This is a genomic window from Belnapia rosea (assembly GCF_900101615.1).
Taxonomy (GTDB): Bacteria; Pseudomonadota; Alphaproteobacteria; order Acetobacterales; family Acetobacteraceae; genus Belnapia; species Belnapia rosea.
Map to the genome: position 1 here is coordinate 14,569 of NZ_FMZX01000028.1, position 18,641 is coordinate 33,209.

Annotated in this window: 12 protein-coding genes; 11 read left to right on the forward strand and 1 reads right to left on the reverse strand. The window is 70.8% G+C overall.

From position 1 onward, the window contains the following. The first annotated feature begins 202 nt into the window (after positions 1–202). The 7 genes from BLR02_RS24545 to BLR02_RS24575 all read left to right on the forward strand — a co-directional run bounded on the left by BLR02_RS24545 (position 203) and on the right by BLR02_RS24575 (position 8,279). Entirely contained in the window at positions 203–2,074 is a 1,872-nt protein-coding gene (locus tag BLR02_RS24545; protein ID WP_176849798.1) for an MHYT domain-containing protein, read from the forward strand. A gap of 19 nt (positions 2,075–2,093) precedes the next feature. After that, positions 2,094–2,618 (forward strand): response regulator, encoded by a 525-nt coding sequence (locus BLR02_RS24550; protein WP_090571403.1) that lies wholly within the window; start codon positions 2,094–2,096, stop codon positions 2,616–2,618. A gap of 234 nt (positions 2,619–2,852) precedes the next feature. After that, entirely contained in the window at positions 2,853–4,028 is a 1,176-nt protein-coding gene (locus BLR02_RS24555) for a fatty acid desaturase (RefSeq protein WP_176849799.1), read from the forward strand. Positions 4,029–4,105: 77 nt separating this feature from the next. Beyond that, positions 4,106–4,522 (forward strand): response regulator, encoded by a 417-nt coding sequence (locus BLR02_RS24560; protein ID WP_090571399.1) that lies wholly within the window; start codon positions 4,106–4,108, stop codon positions 4,520–4,522. A gap of 235 nt (positions 4,523–4,757) precedes the next feature. Continuing rightward, a complete protein-coding gene (locus BLR02_RS24565; RefSeq protein WP_176849800.1) occupies positions 4,758–5,954 on the forward strand; it encodes an FIST signal transduction protein in 1,197 nt (398 codons plus the stop codon). Next, positions 5,951–7,306 (forward strand): sensor histidine kinase, encoded by a 1,356-nt coding sequence (locus tag BLR02_RS24570; protein WP_090571395.1) that lies wholly within the window; start codon positions 5,951–5,953, stop codon positions 7,304–7,306. Before BLR02_RS24565 ends, BLR02_RS24570 begins: the two co-directional genes overlap by 4 nt. A gap of 91 nt (positions 7,307–7,397) precedes the next feature. Next, positions 7,398–8,279, forward strand: coding sequence for an NAD(P)-dependent oxidoreductase (locus BLR02_RS24575; protein WP_090665017.1), 882 nt, complete (start codon positions 7,398–7,400; stop codon positions 8,277–8,279). Between the two features lie 2 nt (positions 8,280–8,281). Here the strand turns inward: BLR02_RS24575 and BLR02_RS24580 are convergent, their stop codons facing one another. Then, positions 8,282–9,652 carry an HlyD family type I secretion periplasmic adaptor subunit gene (locus BLR02_RS24580; protein WP_090665018.1) on the reverse strand — a complete coding sequence of 457 codons (1,371 nt, stop codon included), beginning with the start codon at positions 9,650–9,652 and terminating at the stop codon, positions 8,282–8,284. Between the two features lie 758 nt (positions 9,653–10,410). On the opposite strand from BLR02_RS24580, the gene BLR02_RS24585 reads away from it, so the two are divergent. The 4 genes from BLR02_RS24585 to BLR02_RS24600 all read left to right on the forward strand — a co-directional run bounded on the left by BLR02_RS24585 (position 10,411) and on the right by BLR02_RS24600 (position 18,575). Next, a complete protein-coding gene (locus BLR02_RS24585; protein WP_090665019.1) occupies positions 10,411–11,694 on the forward strand; it encodes a restriction endonuclease-related protein in 1,284 nt (427 codons plus the stop codon). Next, the gene (locus tag BLR02_RS24590; RefSeq protein WP_176849801.1) at positions 11,691–15,206 is read left to right on the forward strand and encodes a pPIWI_RE_Z domain-containing protein; all 3,516 of its coding nucleotides are present in this window, start codon (positions 11,691–11,693) and stop codon (positions 15,204–15,206) included. Before BLR02_RS24585 ends, BLR02_RS24590 begins: the two co-directional genes overlap by 4 nt. Then, positions 15,203–17,866 (forward strand): RNaseH domain-containing protein, encoded by a 2,664-nt coding sequence (locus BLR02_RS24595; protein ID WP_090665020.1) that lies wholly within the window; start codon positions 15,203–15,205, stop codon positions 17,864–17,866. The genes BLR02_RS24590 and BLR02_RS24595 overlap by 4 nt, the downstream gene beginning before the upstream one ends. Before the next feature lie 484 nt (positions 17,867–18,350). Continuing rightward, positions 18,351–18,575, forward strand: coding sequence for a hypothetical protein (locus BLR02_RS24600; protein WP_143018293.1), 225 nt, complete (start codon positions 18,351–18,353; stop codon positions 18,573–18,575). The last annotated feature ends 66 nt before the right edge of the window (positions 18,576–18,641 follow it).

The following is an 18,641-nucleotide window of genomic DNA, read 5'->3' on the forward strand; positions in this document are numbered from 1 at the left end:
GACGGAAAGTCCGGGCATCCTCCGCCTCGCACCGTGCCGTATGCGATCGCCTGCGGCCGTTGACCGGACGGGTGCCAGGTCTGCCGGAGCCTCCGCCGGGCGTAACGGAAGCCTTGGGCGGTCAGGCTGGCTTGCGCGCCTGCGCCACCCTGTGGCTACATCGGCGGTAGCATATCAGGTGAGAGATCCGGTCCCTTTTGCGATGCACCCACTGCACAGCGCGCATGAGCCGGTCCTGGTCGCGGTATCGATCCTCATCGCCATTCTCGGCTCCTGGACCGCGCTGGACCTGTTCCACCGGGTGCGGGCGAACCGGGGCCCGGTGCGCCTCTGGTGGCTGGCCGGGGCGGCGGTGGCGACGGGCGGGTCGATCTGGTCGATGCATTTCGTCGCCATGCTCGCCTATGACCTTGGCCTGCCCGTGCGGTACGAGGTGCGGCTGACGGTCGTCTCCCTGCTGCTCGCCATCGGCGCGACGGGGGTTGGCTACGCGCTGGTGGCGGGGCCTGCGGTGATCGCGCCCGGGCGCGGGCGCATCGCCTGCGCCGCCCTCGCCATGGGGCTCGGCATCTGCCTCATGCATTACCTCGGCATGGCCGCGATGCGCATGGCCGCCATGCCGAGCTATGACCCGCTGCTGGTGGCGGGCTCGGTCGCCGTGGCGGTCGGCGCCTCGGCCCTGGCGCTGTTCCTCGCCCTCAATGACCGGGCCGCACCGGCCCTGGCGCTCGGAGCCCTGGCGCTCGGCCTGGCGATCGCCGGGATGCACTACATCGCCATGGCCGCCGTTACCTTCCTGCCGATGGAGGGGCCGCCTGCCCGGCCGGCCGAGATCCCCGCCCATGCGCTGGCGATCGGCATCGCCGCCTGCACCCTCCTGCTGCTGGCCATGGCGCTGGCCGCCGCCATGGTGGACCGGCGCATCGAGGCGATGGCGCTGCGCGAGGCGGAGGCCCTGCGCCGCAGCGAGGAGCGGCTGCGGGCCGTGCTCGAGCGGATGCCGGTCGGCGTCGTCGTCACCGAGCTGCTGTCCGGACGCGTCCTCCTCGTCAATCCCGAGGCGGAGCGCATCCTTGGCCAGCGCCTCGACGATGCGGCGCTCGATGCCCTGGCGGCCACCGGGGATGCCCTTGCCGGCGCCCTCCGCGGGGGCGAGCGGCTGGAGCGCGAGGCGCTGCTCCACCGCCGGGCCGATGGCGTGGCGCTGCATCTCGAATTGAGCGCCGCCCCGGTCGAGGACCGCGATGGGCTGGCGGGCCTCGCCATCGCCACCCTGCAGGACGTCACCGCCCGCGTCCAGGCGGAGCAGGTGCTGCGGCGCGGGCAGCGGCTGGAGGCGATGGGTCAGCTCACCGGCGGCGTCGCCCATGATTTCAATAACCTGCTGATGGTCATCTCCGGCAATCTCCAGCTTCTCATCCGCCGGACCGGGGATGAGGTGCTGCTGCGGCTCGCGCGCAGCGCGGCGGAGGCGGTGCGGCGCGGCTCCGACATTACCCGCCGCCTCCTGGCTTTCTCGCGGGAGCAGCCCTTGCGGCCGGAGACGGTGGACCTGGCGGCGATGCTGCCTGATGTCGTGGAGACCATGCTGTCCCGGACCCTGGGCGGCCGCATCCGCATCGAGGTGCGGATCGCGCCGGGGGTCTGGCCGGTGCTGGCGGATCTGTCCGAGTTGCAGGTCGCGCTGCTGAACCTCGCCATCAACGCCAGGGATGCCATGCCCGACGGGGGCACGCTGACCATTGGCGCCGCCAATGTGGCGTCCGATACGCTGCCGGAGCGCCTGCGGGCCGGGCTGGTGCCCGGCGACTATGTTGCCCTGAGCCTGTCGGATACCGGAACCGGGATGCCCGAGGATGTGCTGGCCCGCGCCTTCGAGCCTTTCTTCACCACCAAGGATGTTGGCCGCGGGTCGGGGCTCGGCCTGTCGCAGGTCTATGGCTTCGCCCGGCAATCCGGCGGGACGGCGCAACTGAGCAGCCGCCTCGGGCAAGGCACGCGGGTAACCCTCTGGCTGCCGCGGGCGCGGCCCTCCGCCGCCGAGGCGGTACCCCCGGGGGAGCGGGTGGCGTGATGGCCAGCGGCAGCGTGCAGTGCTGGCCGAACCCGGGCGGCCTTCCTACAATATGAGAATGGCTATCACTTACGCCCTGAGCCGGCTCGGCCCGATAGCCGGGCCTGGATCTCCCCCGGGGCCGGGAGCCGGGACCGGGGCGCCGGCTCCGGCCTTCCGGCAGGGAGCCGAAGCCCCGCTGACCGGACGCTGCGTCCTCGTCGTCGATGACGAGCCGCTGATCCTCGAGATCCTGTCCGAGTATTGCGCCTCGCTCGGGATGGCGGTGCGCGAGGCCCTGGGTGGCGAGCCGGCTATCCGGCAGATCGAGCGGCATCCTGAGATCGAGGTCCTGGTTACCGATGTCCGCATGCCGGGTCTGGATGGCCCGGCCCTGGCGGAGCAGGCGCTGGTGATGCGTCCGTCCCTGAAGGTCATCTTCGTGACGGGCTACACCTCGTATCAGAGCGTGACCTGGCCGACGCTGCGCAAGCCATTCGACCTCGACGACCTCGACGCCGCACTGTGTCAGGCCCTGCTGGGAAATGACGGCAGTGCAGGCTGAGCCCGTCAGGGCACAGTAACGCCTGAATACCACGTAACGAAATCGTATTTGTTGCTGGCCCGTCCGCGGGCCGGTTGAGCGGCCGCATGTCATGGCCGCTTCATTCCTTATGCGCGAAGCACGCTATAGCTACTTCGCCTACAAGGAGTGCAACGAATGATTTTTACCAGCTCGTCTCCGCTGCCTGACTCGGCCTGTCTCCAGGTTTCCCGCCTGAATGATCCCCGGACGGCCATGGCGGAACGCCTGCCCGCCCCGCTGCAGCCATTCCTGACCTGGCTCACGGCCCGCCCCGCCCCGGGCGAGGCGAGCATCGACAGGCCCGGTACGGCCTTCGTCATCCGCGCCCTTCTCTGGACCTTCGGCGGCTGCGGCCTGAGCCTCGTGCCGCTGCTGCTCGGCGATGCGTCGGTCCTCGCCTGGCTGCTGATGCCGCTCGGCTGGCTGGCCACGAGCTGCGGGCTGGGCCTCTTCCAGGTGGTCGTCTTCCATCACTGTGCGCATGGCACCGTGTTCCGCGAGCGCGAGGCCAACCGGCGGGTTGGCCGCCTCGTCTCCGCATTGCTGCTGTTCAAGCGCTTCGAGGACTACCAGCACGAGCACATGCTGCATCACAGCCCGAAGAAGCTGCTGACCGAGGAGGATGAGTTCGCCAATTTCGTGCTTGGCCTCTGCGAGCTGGAGGCGGGCCGGCCGAAGCGCCAGCTCTGGCGGCAGGTCGCGTTCAGCCTCGTCTCGCCTGCCTTTCATGGCCGCTTCCTGCAGCGTCGCATCCGCGCCAGCCTGTTCACCGGCGACCGGGCGCATGACTGGACGGGGCGGCTTGCCTGGGGCGGAGCCATCCTCGGCGCCCTCGCCATTGGCCAGGGCGTGGCCTTCTTCCTCGCCTGGGTGCTGCCGGTGACGGTGCTGCTGCAGGCGGCGACCGTGCTCCGCATCCTCTGCGAGCACCGCTTCCCGGAGCCCGCGGTGATGGCGGTGCGCGACCGTGCCTTCGTGTGCCATGCGACGGCCGGTGTCTTCCCGGGGTCCATGCCCCCGGCGGAGCCGGCGACGAGCCCCGCGGGGCTGCTGCGCTGGGCTGGCTGGTGGCTGGAGATGCTGGCCCTGCACCTGCCTGTCCGCCTCTTCGTGCTGGTCGGCGATGCACCCTGCCATGACTTCCATCACCGCCGCCCGGCCACCCGCCGGTGGACCGACTATATCCATGCCCGCCAGAACGACCTGGAGGCGGGCTCCCCCGGCTTCCCGAGCGGCTATGTGGAGAATTGGGGCCTGTTCGCGGCCATCGACGAGAACCTCGCCAGCCTCGCGGCGCAGCCATGCGTCCCGACTGCCAAGGAGGCGAGTTGCGTGTTGAGTGACGCTACAACCTATGCGGGTAAATTGTCCGTGGGACGCGTCTCATAAGACTCGCAAGCTGCTCAGTCGGGCGCATTCTCTCCAGGGGGTACACAACTCGTACCCATCCCCCCTGGGAGGATCCGATGACAGTGTTGCTGGTCGAGGATGATCCGATCGTTCGCTCGACACTTGCGGATTTCCTGGAAGCTGCTGGTTGCCCGCTGCAGGAGGCCGATAATTCCTCGGCCGCCCTGGTCATCCTGGCTGATCCGACGCAACGCATCGACGTGATGGTGACAGACATCAATCTCGGCCCTGGAGATGATGGCCTTACCCTGGCGGGGGAGGTGCGCCGACGCCTTCCTGGCGTACAGATCTTCTATGTCACAGGCAGTCCGGAACGGTTGATCGGCCGTCCGCCGCCTGCCTCGGAGCGGGTATTCCTGAAGCCGTTCCATCCTGAGGATTTGGTCACGGCCGTTACCCAGGTCATGGACCAGCGACGGCGGCTACGGGATGGTATACTCCCGACCTGCATGCCGGCCATGACAGAATCGTGAGGAATGGTGGGCTGCGCACGACAGAATTGTGATCCTGCTCTACTTATGATGTATGCCTTATAGGGGCATTGCAATCTCATGGGGCGGATCTTCATTCTGGTGCAACTTTCTCGCCTTCAACAGCTGCCGCGAGCATTTGGGATGGCCATGAAGCCAGGACTGTCCCAGGTGTGGCGCGATGCTTGAGAGCCCCACCATGGCGCATCCGGCAAAACACAGTCAGGCGGAAGGGCTGGTGAGGATCGGCTACGGACGGCATGCCGACCCGCATATGGCGGTCCGCCAATGCGCCGCGGCGATGGGCAGCGTGGCCCCCGGCCTGTTGCTGGCCTTCTGCGGCGGCCGCCATGCACCGGCGGCGATGCAGGCGGCGTTGCACCAGGAATTCGGCAACGTGCCGATCTTCGGCGGCTCGGCCGCCGGGGCGATCGCACGCGACGGCTTCGGCTATGGCGGCTTCGAACTGGGCCTCATCGCCTTCGATGACCCCAGCCTCATGCCGCAGGCGGTGACGACGCGGGGCTTGCTCGCCGATGCCCGCGCGGCCGGTGCCGAGTTGGGCCAGGCCGTGGCCGCCGTGGCGGCGAAGGATGCCGCCGTGCTGCTGCTGTTCGACAGCGTCGCCAGCGGCTCCCCACCCCGGCTGCATCATGCGAGCAGGATCCTGGAGGGCTTCCATATCGGGCTGGGCGACAAGCCGGTCTGCCTGTTCGGCGGCGGTCTGCTGACCGACATGAACCTCTCCGACGGCTGGGTCTTCGACGGCGCCGGCATCGCCAAGCATGCGGCGGTGGCGCTGGTCTTCCCGCCCGGCATCGTGGCCGAGACCGTCATCATGCATGGCTGCCGGCCGGTCAGCGCCTTCATGGAGATCACCCGCATCCAGGGTGCCGAGGTCTATGAGCTGGACGGCCGCCCGGCGCTCGAGGTGATCGAGACCATGCTCGGCCTGCCCCTCGGCGGCTCGCGCGGGCAGGAGCTCTCGCTGGTCGCGACCCTCGGCCAGAAGCAGGGCGACCCCTTCGCCCCGCATGACGAGAATGCCTATGTGAACCGCCTGATCCTTCGCGCCAATCCGGCCACCGGCTCGGTCACCCTGTTCGAGCCGGACTTTGCCCAGGGGGACCGGGTGCAGATCATGAGCCGCGACAACCGCTTGATGCTGGATTCCGTCGAGCGCGGCACGGCGGATGCCAATCGCCGCCTGATCGGCCCGGACAGCCTTCTCGGCCTCTATATCGACTGCGCCGGCCGGGCCAGCGCCCGCAGCGGCTCCCCGGTCGAGGAGGCGGAGGTGGTGCGCAACGGCCTCGACCGCGACCTGCCCTTCCTCGGCTTCTATTCCGGCGTCGAGGTCGCGCCTTTCGCCCATCAACCAAGCCGGTCATTGGACTGGACCGGGGTACTGGCGGTCCTGCGGAGGCGTTCATGATGGCGACCAGCGCGCCCATGGCCTCGCTCGCACAGATCGAGCGCGAGCTCGCCTATTACCGGAGGGAGTGCAACGACCTCGGCGCCCGGCTGCTGCGCCTGCAGGAGGAGCAGAGCCAGGCCTTCCGTGAGGCGCGGCGCAGCCGCACCGTGGCGAAGCTGATCCGCGAGGCCTACCGGCTGGCCGACCGGGAGGTGACGCCGGACGAAATCGGTGCCGCCCTGCTGGAGGTCATCGTCGAGAACGCGCTGTGCGACGGTGCCGCCCTGCTGCGGCAGGAGGCCGAGGATGAGTGCTGCTTCCGGGTGGTGCATGCGATCGGCACCGCGGCCGCGCCCGTCATCCGGCTCGCATCGCCGCCCGCCTTCTTCTTCACCACCTCCCGCACCGCACTCGAGCCACCGGCCTATGAGCTGATCAGCATCCTCGGCCTGCCCTACGTCCTCTGGGCCTATGACCGCTCGACCGGGCATGCGCTCATCCTCGGCAACCGGTCCGAGAGCAATGTGAGCCGGCCCTACGAGCCGGGTGACCAGGAGCTCATCGAGGGTGCCCTCTCGGTCTATATCGACGTGCTGCTGCGCAAGCAGGCGGAGACGGAATTGCGCGCCGCCAAGGCCACGGCGGAGCGGGCGAGCGAGGCGCGCAGCCGCTTCCTCGCCACCTTGACCCATGAGTTGCGGACGCCGCTGACCGCCATCATCGGCTTCTCCGAGATGATGGCCCCGGAATCCCGCTACAACCTGGCGCCGGCGGCGTCGCAGCGCTATGCGGGCCACATCTTCGATGCCGGCAAGCACCTGCTGGCGCTGATCGACGGCATCCTCGACTATTCCAGCCTCGAGCAGGCGTTGCCGCGCCTCTCGCCGCAATGGCTGCCGGCCGAGCAGGTGCTGAACGAGACGGCGAGCCTGGTTGTCGGCGTGGCGCGGACACGCGATGTCGCGGTGCAGGTCAACCGGCTGGACGAGCCCCTGGCGGTCTTCGTCGATCCGCTGCGGTTCCGCCAGGTGCTGCAGAACCTGCTCGGCAATGCGGTCAAATTCGCCCCAGGAGGCAGCACCGTCGAGGTGGCGGTGGCCCGCCGGCCGGATGGCGGGGCTTGCTTCACCGTCCAGGACCACGGCATCGGCATGCGGGCGGAGGACATCCCCCGGGCCTTGGAGCCGTTCCAGCAGATCGATGGCGGCCATGCGCGGGCTGCCGGTGGCATCGGCCTCGGCCTGCCCATCGCCAAGGGGCTGGCGGAGGCGCATGGCGGCACCCTCATGCTGGACAGTGCCCTCGGGGTGGGCACGACCGCCCGGGTGACGCTTCCCCCCGAGCGGGTCCGCGACCAGGCCTGCGGCTGAGCCGGGGCGGGCGCGTCGAACCGCCCGCCCGGCGCTTGTGATGGGGCCGCCGGCAGCCGATCCTCGCACCCGCTTCGAGGGGTGACAGAGGATGGCAATCAGGACGGTCGGCGTGGTCGGGCTCGGCAATATGGGCCTTGGCATGGCGGCGCAGCTGGCGCGCTCCGGCTTCTCGGTCGATGGCCATGACATCAGCGCGGCGCGGCAGGGCGTGGCCGAGGCCGCCGGCATCCGCTTCCGCGCCGGCCTCGCCGAGCTGCTGGCCGATGCCGATGCGCTGGTCTTCTCGCTGCCCTATGCCCGCGACGTGGAGGCGGTGGTGACCGCACCCGGCGGGCTGCTGGAGCGGCGCGACCGCAAGGTGGTGGTGATCGATACCTCCACCTCCGACCCTGGCACCTCACGCCGCCTCGCCGCCCGCCTGGCCGAGGCCGGGCACGGCCTGCTGGATGCGCCGGTGAGCGGCGGCCCCGCCGGCGCCGCGGCGGGTACGCTCACCATGATGATCGGCGGCGGTGAGGCCGACCTCGCCCTTGCCGGACCGGTACTCGAGGCGATGGCGGCCAAGGTGGTGCATGTCGGGCCCTCGGGCGCCGGCAACATCGCCAAGCTGGTGAACAACATGCTGGTCGCCGCGCATCTGATCACGACGGGGGAGGCGCTGCGCCTCGCCGAGGCGGCGGGGCTGCCGGCCGAGGCCGTGCTGCCGGTGGTGAATGCGGCGACCGGCCGCAGCGCGGTGAGCGAGGCGATGGTGCCGCGCTGGGTGCTGCCCGGCAGCTTCGACAGCGGCTTCTCGGCCGGGCTGATGCGGAAGGATGTCGGCCTGGCCGCAGCCCTGGCGGCGGAGGTCGGCTGCGATCTGCCGCTCAGCGCTGCGGTGGCGCGGATCTGGGAGGAGATGCGGGGGCGCATCGCCGATGCGGATGACTTCACCCGCATGGCGGATTTCCGCGAGCCGCCGGCGGGCTGAGCTCAGTCGCGGAAGGCGTGGCGGATGAAGTTGCGGACCGGCGCCAGGACGAGGCTGATCGGCGTGCGCGGCGAGCCGAGGATGTAGAGTTCGGCCGGCATTCCGGCCACCGGCTGCACCTCGGGCACCTGCGCGAGGGAGTCGGAGTCGATCTCGGCCCGCACGAGTATGTAGGGGGGGCTGCCCTCCCGCGTGATCGCATCCGAGCCGACGGTGACGATGCGCCCATGCTGCATGGGCACGCTGCGCATCTTGTAGGGGGTCAGCCGGATATTCACCCGCTGGCCGACGGAGACCTGCTCGAGGTCATCCGGCGAGATCTGCCCCTCGACCACCAGCCGGTCGTTCAGCGGCACGAGGTCGAGGATGGGCTGGCCGGCCTGGATGCTGGCGCCTGGCGTGAAGGCCTGGATGTTGGTGACCTTGCCCGCCTCCGGCGCCAGCACCTCGCGCCGGGTGAGGATGTCCTGCGCGGAGCGGAGCTGCTGCAGCGCCGCAGCCGTCGTGGCTTCGGTGGCCTGCAGGTCGTTGGCGATCTCGGAAAGCCGTGTCAGGCGCAGCCCCTCGAGCTGCCGCTGCGCCTGGATGATGCCCTCGCGCAGCTGCGCCTCCTGCGCGTTGGCCTGGCCGATGGTGGCGACGAAGCCGGCCTCCTGCTGCTGCAGGTTCAGCACGGTGAAGCGCGAGGCATAGCCCTGGGTCAGCAGCTGGTTGTAGCCGGCGATCTGCTCCCGCACCGCCATGAGCTGCCGACCGGCACCCTCGCGCTGGGCGCGGGCACCCGCCACCTGCTCCTGCAACTGGGTGATGGCGCGCTCCTGCACGCCCGTCTGGCCATCGAAATTGGCCCAGCGGGCGGCGAAGAAGGCCCGCTCGGCCTGCAGGAAGATGGCGCTGGCCGGATTGGCCGCCGCCTCCGCCTCAAGATCGGGCGGGAGGGTGAACTGGCGCTGCTCGGCCTGCTCGGCGGCGAGCCGGGCCAGGCGCGCGCGGCCGCTCCAGTAGGCGGCACGGGCCTGGATCGCGGTGGCCTCGGCCTGCGTCACGTCGAGGCGCAGCAAGGGCTGGCCCGCCTGCACGACGGAGCCCTCCTGCACCAGCATCTGCCGCAGGATGCCGGGTTCCAGCAGGTTCACTGTCTTCCGCCGGCCCTCGGGGACGAGCAGGCCGCCGGCTGCGACGGCCTGCTCCATCCGGGTCATGGTCGCCCAGCCGATGAAGGGGACCAGCATGAGGACGCAGCTCAGCGCCGTCAGCCGCAGCATATGGCCGAGGCCGGGGCGCTGCGGGATGATGCCGACCTGCTGCCGCAGCACCTCCAGCGGGACCGGCGGCAGGGTGGTCACCCGGCGTTGCTGGACCAATTGCTGCAACGGGCAACTCCTCGATGGCGCGCGGCACGGGAACAGGGCCGGGCGAACCCTCCCTGTAGTGTAACCCGTTTAACAGCTCTTTGCCGGCCGGGACCTGGGGCGCGGCCGGTGTAGGGAATACCAATCCCTGACATCGGCCACAGTCTAACCTACTGACCTACCGTGCCCCTGTGGAGCATCGCTTGTCATCGGCGTGGAGCAAAGCCTGTCATCAGCCGATGTTCGTGTAGCATAGCCTGTCATTAGCCGACCGGCCGCAGGGCTCCGGCCTCGTGGCCCGCTGCATGTCTTCGCCGTTCGTCGTCTCGCCGCAGGCCCACTCGGCCAAAAGGCGTTCCACATCCTCGTTTGCCGCCTGCCCTGCGATAGCCATGGACGCCATGGCGAACCGGGCAGCCTCGGCGCGAGACGGCGGAAGCAGCGGCCCCCGCCTGGGCACTATTCCAGCCGTCCGAACCTCCGCGACACCGCCCATGGGCAACAAATAAGCGCTCACGTTGAGCCTGTCGGTGTTCGAGGGGTGGAGGGCGGACGCCCTCAAGGCGGCATAACCCCCAACAGCGCACCTACCGTGAACAACGGCAGCGGCAATGCGAGGACCAGCGGTCCGAGGGCCCCTTCCTAGAATGGCCAGCCCGCCCTGCCGAGGCATCCGCAGTTCCAGCCGACTGGGGTGGCGACCCCGATCACAAGAATCGCTTGCGCGACGTGATACACTTGAGACAGAGTGGGCACATGAGACGGATGTCGAGTTTGTGATGGCGACCTTCCCCGAGCAATGCGAGGTCGTGTTCCGCCCCCGGTACGGGCGGCGCTGGAAAACCGCCTGCGCGGCCGACCTGGGCATCTCCCGGGCGACGCTCTACCGCTACCTCGACGACCCCTCGGGGGTCCCGGACGACGTGCTGGCCGCACTGACGTCCCTGGCGGCTCCTGTCCGCCCGGTGCTGGACGACCACGGGATGGTGGTTCTCGCCGCGTCGGCGCTGGTTGCCGTCCAGAGAGAGATCGACACCCACGGCTTCCTCCGGACGCCGTATCCGCAGGCCGTCCGGCGGACCTTCGACGTGGGCGCAGCTCGGAACCTGGCGGAGGAGCGCAGCCAGCCCTGGCCGACCGACCTGCGGTCGCTCGCCGAACTCGCCGCCCTGCCGCTCGGCCTTTGGGCGGGGGATATGGCGTGGGACCATGACGAGGTGTTCGCCGAGGTCCTGCTGGTCGAGAACGGCGAGGTCACCCCCGAATGCCGTGAGCTCGCTGCGGGCGGCCGGGACCCCGAGCAGGAGATGATCGAGCGCGACGGCTACGACGCCCTGCGGGCCGCCTGCGCCCGGATGGGGGACGGTGACGCGTTCTACACCGAGTGGCGCCGCTGCGTGGTCGCGCGGCCGGTCCTCTCGACCATCTCCGAGGCGGCGACCGCCGTGCCCGGGCTGACCGACCTTGAGGACTGGACCGGGTTCGTCCACCGCTTCTACGACGTGGTGCCGGAATCGCTGGCCTTCGGCGACCACGTCCGCACCTGCACGGTGTCCGGCACGCTGCTGCGCCGCGCGCGCAAGGGCTACCACACCGAGAGCCGCGATCCGGCCGCGATCACGGCGGCCGTCGAGGGGCGCCACGGCACGAAGCCCTTCAGGCCCCGCCAGACCCTGCACCTGAAGCGCGCCTTCCGGGCCTTCTGGTGCCATCCCGGGGTCGCCGAGCTGGCGCTGGCGCGTGGGCTGGAGTCGCTGGGGTGGCAGGTTGCCCTGTGGCCGAGGCGTGACCGCGTCGATGTCGAGGCGGTGTCCCCCGGCGGGCGGCGCATCGCCGTCGACGTGAAGGACCACCTTTCCCCGGTTGGCCTCGCCAAGAGGTTCGAGGGCTTCAAGGAATACGAGGCGACCCACGAGTGCTTTGTCGTGGTGCCCGACTACGTGGTGGCGGCCGATCGGCGCTTCGGGGAGCGATTCGAGAACCTGCGGAGGTCGCACGGCAAGCCCGCCGTGGCGCTGCGGACCGTCTCCGCCCTCCTGCGCGAGGCGGAGGAGCGGGCATGAGAAGCGAGCGCACCTTCCTGAACCGTCACCGGGCCGCGGCGGTCGCCGCCGACCCCGCCGCCGAGGACCTGTCCGCGGGCACCCTGCGGACGGTGGGCCTCGTCGACCTCTGCCTGCACTTCCTCGCCACGAGGCTTCCGGGCGAGCGGACCGACGCGGTCCCCGTCACCCTGCTCGGCTACCCCGCGGTCCTCGACACGCTGGAGGATCGGGAGGTGGCACTCCGCGAACTGGCGGCGCTCCGGCACCTGTGCTCCCGCTTCGCCTCCTACGCCGCGTGGCTGGATGCCCTCCAGCGGCACGCCGCCGCGCCGCAGACCGTGCGGTGCTACGACGCGGTGGCGGGCATGCCCCGTCGGCGCCTCACCGCGTCGGAGGGGCTGCTGCGCTGCCTGACGGAGACGCTCGGCTCCGCCGTGCCGTGGGTCGCGCGCCAGGTCCGCCCCGCCGAGCCGGGCGAGTACCACGTCCGCACGAACCATGGCGACACGCTCCTCTCCTACACGGTGCCCCCGCTGCCGGTGGCCCTGCCGGAACCGCGCCAGCACCGCAGCACCGGGCGGACCATCAACCCGCCGGTCGTCCTGCCGATGGAGGGAATGCTGCGGGTCGCCGAGGACGTTGACCGGGCCGAGGCCGAGGACGACTGGCCGTCCAGCCTGCCGCCGCTCGGCTTGGCCGAGCGCCTGCGCAAGGTCGCCTTCCACGATCCCGAGGGTGCCGTGTTCCGCGACGGCTCGCTCGTCCTCAACGGCGCCAACCACCTCGTCGGCATGCTGTCCTCGGGCAAGTCGAGCCTCGTCTGGGGCGTCCTGTTCGCCCTGACGAAGGGCGGCGGCGGCCGCCGCGTCGCGGTCCTTGCCTCCGACACCATCCAGGCGGCGGCCATGGTCGCCCGGCTCCAACGGCACGGGGTTTCGGCGACGGTGCTGTCGAGCCCCTACAACCGCGAGGGCCACCTCGGCTCCATCCATTGGCAGCAGTCCCTGTCGGATGGCGGCACCCTGGTGTCGTCGGCGGGCGATCTGACCGCGAACTTCAGCGTCGCCTGCCCGCTCGACGGCATGCAGACCGAGCCGAAGGTGGTGCGCGGGCGTCGTTCCGACGTGTGGTTCCCCAGCTTCCGGGAGAAGCCCTGCCATCGGCTCCAGCCCGCGGGGGGCGATGACGACGACACGCTGGACGACGACGAGCTGCCGGGCCGCACCAAGCGGTCCTGCCCGCTCTGGTCGCGCTGCCCGGCACAGGTGCAGCAGCGCACCGCCGTGGACGCCCAGGTCGTGGTGATGACCCCCGCGGCGTTCGTCCACATGACCCCGGACCGCTGGGTGTCCGGCGACCTGATGACGGTGCCGGAGCTGATGCAGTTCGGCTTCGACGTCGTGCTCGTGGACGAGGTGGACGGCTTCCAGAAGACCCTCGACGGCATCTTCTCCCCGCGCGAAACGCTGATGGGCGACGAGAGGACCGTCTACGCCCCCTCCATCGCCGTCCGCTCGTCGGAGGCTCTCCGGCTCCGCAGCGGCGCCCAGTTCCGGCACGAGGTGAACACCCGCTGGCAGAAGCGCTTCCACGAGTTCTTCGGCTTGATCGGCACCCTCTACGCGGTGCTCCAGAACGAGGGGGCCAACCTGGGGGGCCTCGTCGGCGAGGTCCCCTTCACCGCCGGCAGCATCCTGTACGAGCTCTGGCGCCGGGGCGTGCTGATGCGCGGCGGCGACCCCGCGGCCGCCCGCGACGACGGCTTCCTGGATGTCACGCGGGTGGCCGCCGTGCTGACCCGGATGTCGAGGAGCGGCGACGCCGACGCGGCGGACGACCTGCCCGGCGGACCCGCCGACCCGGCCTTCCGCGCGGCCGCCGACGCGCTCGCCGCCGTGGCCGCGCGCGTGGTGCTCGACGACTACTACGAGGCCGCGCTCGACCAGATGGAGGGCGACCTCGACGGCCCGCTCGGCGTGTTCGACGTCCGGGTTCGCGGCGGAGTGGCCAAGGGCGTGCAGCGGCTCGCCCTGTCCCGCCGCGAGAACGCGGCGGCCCTTCTGCTCGCGGTCGTGACCGACCTCGTCCTCCAGCGCTACGTCTGGCTCATCCGCGCGCAGCCCGCCGTCGCCGGCGACTTCGGCATCGACGACACCCAGCTCCTCAGCCAGGCCAACAACTTGGTCCGGCACTACCGGACGCTGCTGCCCGCCAACCCGGCCGGGGCCGCCTTCGGCCTGTCCTACGAGGCGCCGTCCGGCAAGGCGGACGAGCGCAAGGGCGGCAAGCTCACCCTGGTCAACCACCTCGGCGTCGGACGCCACCTCGTGGTCCACCTGCACGACCTGCTGGCAGCCGAGGGGCAGGCAGGGCCACACGTGCTGATGCTGTCCGGCACGAGCTGGGCGGGCGGACGGATCCGGCGGCTGTCGGGAGGGGAACGCCGTTCGGTGGCCTCCCCGGTCTACGACGTCCAGGTTCCCGTGAAGGGCGTCCTGGTCCAGCCCGTGACCGAGGTCGAGGCCGTGGGCCGTTCCATCTTCCGGCTGGTCGGCTGCCAGGACGACAGCGGCAAGCAGGTGCGGGCCTCCGGCCTCGACGAGACTGGCCGCCGCCGTAGCCTCAGGGCAATGGCGGTCCGCCTCGGAACCAAGCGGGGCGACACCAACCTCATCGAGGACCACTGGGCGGAGGCGGAGCGCACGTGGGGCGCGGCCGACATCGCCGATCGGCGCCGCGCCCTGCTGGTCACCAACTCCTACGCCGACGCCGCCTTCGTGGCCGACGCCCTGGCGGAGGTTCTTGGCCGCGAGTGGTCGGTGCGGTGCCTCGTTCGGGACAGCGGCGACGACCCGGACGTGGCGGGCGCGACCGGGCCCCGCCTGGCGCAGCCGCTCCCGCGGTCGCTGGTCGAGCGCTTCGGCGTCCTGCCCGAACGGTCCGTCCTGGTCGCCCCGCTCCAGGTCATCTCCCGCGGCCACAACATCCTGAACGACGCCCGGCGGGCGGCCGTGTCGGCCATCTACTTCCTCCACAGGCCCCACCCGAGGCCCGACGACATGGCACCCGTCATCGGGCGCCTGAACCGCTACGCCATGGAGCGGCACCTGCGCGGCCTGTCGCGCGAGGGGGACGGCGAGGACATCCCGGCGCGCATGCGCCGCCTGCGCCACGCGGCCTCGTCCATCGTGCGCGAGGGGCTGGACCGGAGGTCCGGCTACGCCGGGTTGCCGCCGCACCACAAGGCGCAGTTCGCGTGGGACCTGCTGACGCCGCTCTGGCAGACCATCGGGCGCGGCATCCGCAACGGCTGCCCGGTGATGGTCGGCTTCATGGACCGCCAGTTCGCGCCACGCTCCTTCGACAGGGACGGCGACGACACGGGCGACTCCAGCGTGCTGGTGCAGATCGTGGACGAGCTGCGGTTCGCCATGCGCGACCGCCACGAGGGCGAGGTCGCCCAACGGCTCTACGCGCCGTTCCTCGGCGCGCTCGAACGGACGAGGGATTTGAGGGGTACCGGCGCATGACCATGGTGAATTCGCTCGACCTCGCCGCCTGGGCGCTTGCCAGCCGCGGCGACGTCATCCCGCTCACCACCTTCCGCATGGATGGGCGGTCCTACTCCACCCTGGTGGACTGGACGCGGGTGCAGACTAAACGCGAGGACGCCCCCGCTACGGCGGTCCTGCGCGGGCTGCACGAGGTGGTCTCCCTGTTCGTCCCCGACGTGGCCTTCGTGACCATCGGCCGGGGCCAGGGCCTGGAGATGACCTTCACCGGCCACGTCGCCAACGACGCTGACCGCCGCGCCCGTCTGCGCCTCGCGCTCTCGACCTGGCTCGGCACGGTCTACAAGGACGGCACCACGCCGCAGCAGCGCGGCGAGGTCGCGGACGCGGCGCTGCGGGACGCGAACTGGTCGGTAGAGGACGTGCCGACGGCCCTCCGTGGCCGTGGCGCGCTCGCCTGCGACGCCCCCGTCGAGAACCAGCTCTGGGACGCGCTGACCGCGCAGGCGGTGCGGGCGCTGGCGGGCCGCCGCGTGACCTTTGCCTCCGGCCACACCAAGCGCCTCGTGCCGACGGTGCCCACGACGGGCGCCTTCGAGGGGGTCGAGCTCGTCGCCTTCCCGCCCAACCAGTCCCCCCGGCGCGGGGGCGGCTACTGGACGGAGGTGGTGACGATCTGCACCGCCAACTTCCCCGAGCGCGACGGCATCCACCTGCTGGCCCACATGTCGGTCAGGAACTGGGGCGAGGTCCGGAGCCGCACCAAGGGCAGGGTCCACCGCTCCCTGGATGTCTTCCTGCCGCAGGTGCCCGACCTGGAGCATCTCGGGCCGCAGCGGCACGGCGCGTTCCCGCTGAAGGTCGTCTCCGACGGCGGCCCCGGGGCGGCGCGGACCTTCACCGGGAAGTGGCAGCACAGGGAGGACGAGAACGTCTTCGGCGTGCTGTCGCGCTTGACTGGTCTCGACGGCCTGCCGACAGAGGGTGGGCTCACCCCGCACGTTTCCGGCGACGGCATCTGGGTCCTTCCCCGGCTCGGGAGCGTGCACGGCGACAAGTTCCTGCCGGGCGCCTCGGGGGTGCCCATGCCGGATCGGCTGGCACTCGCCGATGCCGTCGGGCGTGCCGTCGAGCCGCTCGGCCTCGAGCGCCTGCCGCCGATCCAGCGCCGAACCGTGCGTGGTGCCAAGCCGGAGGTGCCCTTCACCGGCGCGAGCGAGGCCGACTTCGCGGCGCGCCGCGCCGCGCTGGCCCGGGCGCTCCGCAAGGTCAACGGCCTCGCCGCCGACGCTGCCCCGGTGCTCGACCTCTTCATGTTCGGCCGCCGGGACGCGGCGGCGGCGAACCTGCGGGCGGCGGTCGTCGAGGTGCTTGGCCAGCCGGATGGCGACGGCGACGCCATGCGCTGGGCCGATGGCCTGCAGGTCCGCCTGCACGCCCACGCGGCCGGGCCGCTGTCAGAGGGTCTGCATCCCTGGGAGGACCCGACCGACGAGGACCGCCGAAAGTTCCCGACGGACTCCCAGTGGCGGGCCGAGCGCGCGAGGCGGCAGACGGACGGGAACAAGGCGGCCCGCGGACGCATGGAGCGCTGGGTCCGGGAGTGCCGCGGCGAGGTGACGGGGGCCTGCTGCGCCGTGCTGGAGATCCCCGAGGAATTCAGGGACTCCTACGACGACCCCTTCCTGCTGGCCAAGCAGGTGCTCGCCGGGGCGCGCGTCCTGCCGCAGATCGTCCTGGTCAAGGCGGCGCCGACGCCGGGCGAGGACGAAGGCGACGTCGAGCACCGCTTCTTCGCGGCCTTCTCCGACCTGCTCCGCAGCCTCGGCGTGGTCCCCGTGGGCGACGGCACGCCCCAGGATCTGGCGGCCCTGACGGTGGCGCAGGTGAACACCTCGCTCCAGGCTGGCATGCGCGTCCAGAGCCAGGCGGTGCCGCTCGCCGCGCACGTCCGGGACGGCGTGCTCTGGGCGGCCCTGCCCGGCGCCGACGGCCTGCCGGACTGGCGGCCCTACGCCGAGGTCTACCTCGCCATGACCTCGGGCGGGCACTCGCGCTTCGACCGCGGCCGGAAGCCCGACAACCAGGCCCGCTTCTCCGCCTTCTGGCAGCAGGCGCTCCGGGACATCTCGAACCGGGGCGGCGGCCTCGTGCTGGTGGACGCCGCGAGCGGGCGCCAGTGGATCGGCAGCATGGCCAACGGCAAGCTCGCCTTCGACCGGCTGGAGGTCGGCAGCGGCAACACGCCGCTCTTCCCCTCGGACCTGCCCGGGGTGCGCGTCGCCCGCGTCACCCATGGCGACGCCAAGCTGCCGTCATACTTCCACGACGAGGACGCGGGGTGGGTCTCCGGCGTCTTCGCCTGGCCCGGCAGCACGCGCACGGCCTTCGGCCTGAAGCAGAAGCCGCAGAGCAACAAGGCCCGCAAGGCAATCGCCACCACCTCGCGCCACCCCGACCCTGAGGCTGGGAAGGCGGCCGCCCGCGAGGATGATGATCGCAAGTTCGCGGCCATCGACGAGACCTGCGCCTTCTTCATCCAGCCGGGCGACGACCCGATGGCGGTGGTGCAGCGGGTGAACGGCCTGCGGGGCGTGCACGCCCAGTTCGACGGCTACACCTCGCTGCCCTACCCGCTGCACGAGCTGGCGCTGCTCAAAAACGCCATCACGGGGTGACGGCGGCAGGAGCAGGAGGGGCGACGGTGGACTAGCCAGGAGTTCTCCGTCGCGGTCGCCCCATACTCGTTTGTGCTCCCATCTCAGAGCGAGGTGTTCCCAGTCCACGGCCGTTACGTTCCGCGCCATAGCCTCGCCAGCAGAACCTTCTGCTCCTTCAGGACGCAAAAGATTACATTTGCTTAATCCGGTTTGGAGCCTTCCGCACGAGCCTGATAGTTTCATTCCCAGGACGAGCCACGCTGAACAGGGAGCGACCGGTGAGGCGTGAGCCTTGCCACGGAGGGTCGCGGCTTTGGTCAGATGTCGGAAGACTGGGCGGCATCTGCCCGCCAGGGGGGATAAATGGTTGGGTCCAAAGGACCATTTCCTGTGGAGGGCGGCGCAGGGGAGGTGCCCGGCTCCCGGGCACATGATGGGGGCGAGGTGAGCGACGGCACAGGCCACCGTTGCAACTCTCGTGCTCCTGAGCGATATAGTCCTCATGGCGACGCGCACCACCCGGACCCTGGGCTACGTGCTCCCCGCGACCTCCCAGGCGCGGCAAGGGAAGCACGAACCCCGTCAGCGGCCGTTCATTCAGGGTCTGCAGGAGGACAATCATCTTGCGAGGAGCATGGCAAATGCCCGGCGCCTGCGCGGAGAGAATGTCAGCAACCTGAGCGACGAGGAATTCCTGGCCAGGGTTGCGGCCAGCGCCCGAAGCTGAACTCCCCTTCGGCGAGCGGGGGAGCCGACCGTCACCTGAAGCTCCTCAAGCTGGAAGAGATCCAGG